This window comes from Bradyrhizobium sp., from assembly GCF_035570375.1.
Classification (GTDB): domain Bacteria; phylum Pseudomonadota; class Alphaproteobacteria; order Rhizobiales; family Xanthobacteraceae; genus Bradyrhizobium.
Map to the genome: position 1 here is coordinate 1 of NZ_DATMLW010000183.1, position 4648 is coordinate 4648.

At 61.7% G+C, this 4648-nt stretch carries 3 protein-coding genes and 1 pseudogene; 2 read left to right on the top strand and 2 right to left on the bottom strand.

Annotated features, from left to right (window positions below):
• Positions 1-387: 387 nt before the first annotated feature.
• Both VNX23_RS19650 and VNX23_RS19655 read right to left on the bottom strand, forming a co-directional pair.
• Positions 388-750 carry an ATP-dependent Clp protease adaptor ClpS gene (locus tag VNX23_RS19650; protein WP_325632698.1) on the bottom strand — a complete coding sequence of 121 codons (363 nt, stop codon included), beginning with the start codon at positions 748-750 and terminating at the stop codon, positions 388-390.
• Positions 751-895: 145 nt separating this feature from the next.
• Positions 896-1087 carry a hypothetical protein gene (locus VNX23_RS19655; RefSeq protein WP_325632699.1) on the bottom strand — a complete coding sequence of 64 codons (192 nt, stop codon included), beginning with the start codon at positions 1085-1087 and terminating at the stop codon, positions 896-898.
• Positions 1088-1314: 227 nt separating this feature from the next.
• On the opposite strand from VNX23_RS19655, the pseudogene VNX23_RS19660 reads away from it, so the two are divergent.
• Both VNX23_RS19660 and VNX23_RS19665 read left to right on the top strand, forming a co-directional pair.
• Positions 1315-2915: pseudogene (locus tag VNX23_RS19660) on the top strand (GMC family oxidoreductase).
• Positions 2916-2979: 64 nt separating this feature from the next.
• The gene (locus VNX23_RS19665; RefSeq protein WP_325632701.1) at positions 2980-4635 is read left to right on the top strand and encodes an NAD(P)/FAD-dependent oxidoreductase; all 1656 of its coding nucleotides are present in this window, start codon (positions 2980-2982) and stop codon (positions 4633-4635) included.
• Positions 4636-4648 lie beyond the last annotated feature (13 nt).

The following is a 4648-nucleotide window of genomic DNA, read 5'->3' on the forward strand; positions in this document are numbered from 1 at the left end:
CGCTTGTCGCGAACAGAATGACTCCCATCGCCATGACGGCGAGAATCCGCATTGGTGTACGAGGCCTTCGGCTTCGGCTCATCGGTTCTACCTATTGACGGCAGCGACGACAGCATTGCGCGATCAGGTTGGTGGTCACCCGTGGCACTGGATCACGGCAGCGCTAACCTACCGGCTCGGCGTTGTGTTCGTGACCTTCTCGCTCACCGGCGTGGCGGCAATCGCGTCTCAACTTCACCGACGGAAGAAAGCGCAGCTGGTGTCCGGACGCAAAGATAACGCATCAGTGGCCCTTCGGAATGACCCTAGGGGCATTTCCGAGTCGCATGCGGCGACAGCATGCCGAATTTACCGGGGACCACGTTGGGCTGGATTTTCGATCTGCCGTCAAACCCTCTCTACCTCAACCCGCAGCGGATGCTCCTCGACCTTGGCCATCAACAAGACTTCGCATTGCTTTTGTTCGGCGACCTCAAAGGTATAGGTACCGGCGATGCCCTTACCTTTCGTATGGACCGCCAAGGTCAAGGCCAGAGCATCGAGAGTCGATATATGAAATACGGTCTTCAGGACGAATTCAACAAAATCCATAGGCGTGTAATCGTCGTTATAGAGGACGATGTTCCACATACTCGGACGCTTTGTTTTTACCTCATCTTTTTCAAGGAGATCGAGTCCCGGTTTCCGGACGGGTTCAACTCGGTTTGGATCTTGTTGTTGTGAGAGGCGCCTGCTGAATGTTCTCACCATCTCGATACCAATCTATCCATTGTTCGCGATTCAAAGCTGCTACCCCGGCTGCTCGCTCGCCCAATCAGCACCAGTCCGGGTGCCGTTCCCTCGCGATGTTCCGTGACACTCATATGGGTCCGTCCTCGCCTAGATCGAACCATTATCAGATCAGTGGTCCCGTCGTGTCGGTAAGGTGCTCGATCGCGACTGTGACCCGACGCCAGATAGCCGCGCCAGCGTGATCGCCTTCCGCTGCTCGCTCCTCGGCACGCCGGAAGCTATTCGCCTCGGCCTCGTCGGCGTAGCGATTGACCATCAGCACCGCGACGCGCCAGATCTCTATCTCCCGTATCACGCTGGGACGTTAGGAGCTTGTGTTTCAAATTGACCGAGGATGAGCCGAGCGGGCGAAGCTCGTGCGCGGTGCTCCCGCTGGCGCCAAGGCCGGCCCGAAACTAACATTCAGATCGGACTACCCGACGGGACCGGTTAGCGCAGTCATTGGCTGCCTCAAAATGGGATGGGTTGGGATCGTAAGCGCGGTGGCATCAGGCCCAGGAAATTGCAGAACGACGGTTCAAAATGGAAAATCAGGTCTTTGATTATATCGTGGTGGGTGCGGGATCGGCCGGATCGGTGCTGGCGAACCGACTGAGCGGCGACGGCAAAAACAGGGTATTGGTGCTTGAGGCGGGCAGGGAAAGCCACCCCTGGTCGCGCATCCCGATCGGTTTCGCGAGGCTGATCGAAAATTCCGCCGCCAACTGGCTGTATTCGTCGGAGCCCGACGAAGGCACGGGCCAGCGCCGCATTCCCATCCCGCGCGGGAAGCTCCTGGGCGGCTCCTCTTCGATCAACGGCATGGTCTTCGTGCGCGGCCAGTCGCAGGACTACGATACCTGGGCGCAGCTCGGCAATCGCGGTTGGAGCTACCGCGAGGTATTGCCGATTTTCCGGGACATGGAAAGTTACCAGGGCGATGCCGACGACGAGTACCGCGGCCGCGGCGGGCCGCTGAAGGTCAGCGAAAGTAACGAGAGCGGGGCGATTTACGACGCGCTGATCAAGGCGGCCGGCGAGGTCGGCATCGCCTACACCAGGGACTATAACGGCGCGACGCAAGACGGTATCGGCATGACCCAAACGACGATCCGCGGCGGTCGCCGGATGAGCACCGCCGTCTGCTATTTGGATCCGGCGCGACGGCGGCCAAACCTGACGATCCAGGCCAACGCGCTGACCGAACGCCTGCTGATCGAGGGCAAGCGCTGCGTCGGCGTGCGCTACAATGTAAACGGCCAGCAGCACGAAGCCCGCGCCAACCGGGAGGTCGTCGTCAGCGCCGGTTCGATCAATTCGCCGCAGCTTCTGGAACTGTCCGGCATCGGCCAGCCAGAACGGCTCAAAAGCGTCGGCATCGAGGTTCGCCACGAGCTCAAGGGCGTTGGCGAGAATCTGCGCGATCATTACTCACCGCGCATGAAGTGGACGGTGCCGCTCTCGCTCGGTTTGACCTACAACGACAAGGCGCGCGGCCTTGGCTTGTGCTGGCAGGCTCTGAGATACGCCCTCACACATAAGGGACTGCTTGGCCTGCCGGCGGCGCCGATCCGTGCGTATGTTCGCACCCGCGCCGGGCTGGATGCACCGGACGCCGCGATCTCGTGGATTCCCTTCCTGGTCGGCGAGAATTTTAAGCTTGCGAAGGATTCCGGCGTCACCGCGATCATGAACATCCTGCGCTCGGAGAGCACCGGCAGCATTCATGTGTCCTCGAAAGCGCCGAATATGCCGCCGGCGATCCGCTTCAATTTCCTGAGCGCACAGCTCGACCGCGAGGTGACGCTGGAAGCGATGCGCGTCACCCGGCGCATCATGACGGCACCCGCCATGCGAGGCATCGCCACCGACGAAATCGCGCCCGGCTTAAATATCCAAACCGACGACGAATTGCTCAGCTGGGTGAGGAACAACGCTGAAACCACCAACACCCGGTCGGCACCAGCAAGATGGGCTCGGACCCGATGGCGGTGGTCGATGACCAGCTTCGGGTGCGCGGCATGGAAGGGCTGCGCGTTGCCGATGCGTCGATCATGCCGACACTGACCTCAGGCAACACTAATGCGCCGTCGATCATGATCGGCGAGAAGGCATCCCGGATGGTGCTGGCGGCGGCCGCTTGATCGACCGACCTTCTCCGCCCGAATCGTCGCAGATCATGCCCAATTGAGCTATGAGGAAAATCGCATGCCGCTCGACAACCAGTCCGATAACCGGTCCTTGGCGACGCAAGCCAGGCGGATCGACGTCCTCGTCGTCGGTGCCGGCTTCGCCGGCCTTTACCTGCTGCATTGCCTGAGCAAGCTCGGTCTTGACGTGCGCGCCCTCGAGGCGGGGGGCGGCGTCGGCGGCACCTGGTACTGGAATCGCTATCCCGGCGCCCGCTGCGATGTCGAGAGCATGCAGTATTCGTTCGGCTTCTCGGAGGAGCTGCAGCAGGACTGGCAGTGGAGCGAGCTGTTTTCCGCGCAGCCGGAAATTCTCAGCTACGCGAACCATGTCGCCGAGCGGTTTGACCTCCGCCGTTTGATCACCTTCAACGCACGCGTCCATGCCGCGATTTTCGACGAGGCAAGCGCGCGTTGGACGGTGCATACGAGCATCGGCGAGACCGTCACCGCCCGCTACATCGTGATGGCGACCGGCTGCCTCTCCACGGGACGCGTGCCCGATTTTCCCGGTATCGAGACCTTCGAAGGCCGAACCTTCCACACCGGCGAATGGCCGCATGAGCCGGTGGACTTCGCAGGCCGCCGCGTTGCGGTCATAGGCACTGGCTCCTCCGCGATCCAGGCGGTACCCGTCATCGCCGAGCAGGCCGCACACGTCACGGTGTTCCAGCGCACGCCGAATTACAGCATCCCGTCGCGCAACGGCCCGATGACCTGCGAGTACGAGACCGAGTGGAAGACCGAATATGCCGCACGCCGCGAGACGGCGCGGCACATGCGCAACGGCATCCTCTACGATCTCAACGACAAATCGGCGCTCGACGATACTCCCGAGGAGCGCGAGCGCACCTACGCCGAGCGCTGGCAGAAGGGCGGTGTGCGCTTTATGGCGGCCTATAACGACCTCGCGCTGAACCAGGCCTCGAATGACACCGCCGCCGATTTCGTGCGCGCGCGCATCCGCGAAATCATTAAGGACCCGGCGGTCGCCGAGCTCCTCTGCCCGAAGGACTATCCTATCGGCACCAAGCGCATCTGCGTCGACACCAATTATTTCGCCGCCTTCAACCGCCCCAACGTCACCCTGGTCGATGTCCGCAACGATCCGATCCAGGCGATCACGCCTGCCGGCGTGCGCCAGGGCGGCCAAGTCTGTGCGGTTGACGACATCGTTTTTGCGACCGGCTTCGATGCCATGACCGGAACGCTGACGCGTGTCGACATCCGCGGCCGCCACGGCCAGACCCTTGCGGCGAAATGGGAAGCGGGGCCGCGTACTTATCTAGGCCTGATGACGGCGGGTTTCCCGAATCTGTTCATGATCACCGGCCCGGGCAGCCCGTCGGTGCTCAGCAATATGATCGTTTCCATCGAGCAACACGTAGACTGGATCAGCGACTGCCTCGCCGAAATGGGCAAGCAAGACCTCGGCTGCATCGAGCCGACGGCAGAAGCCGAGGAGGCGTGGGTGGCGCATGTCAACGAGGTCGCGCATCGCACGCTCTATCCGAAGGCGGCGTCCTGGTACATGGGGGCGAATATACCCGGCAAGCCTAGGGTTTTTCTGCCGTATATTGGCGGGGTCGGGGCGTATCGGCAGAAATGTGATGATGTGGCCGCCAATGGGTATGAGGGATTTGTGATGGCGCCGGCGGTGACGATGGCGAAGTAAGATCAGGGGCGCT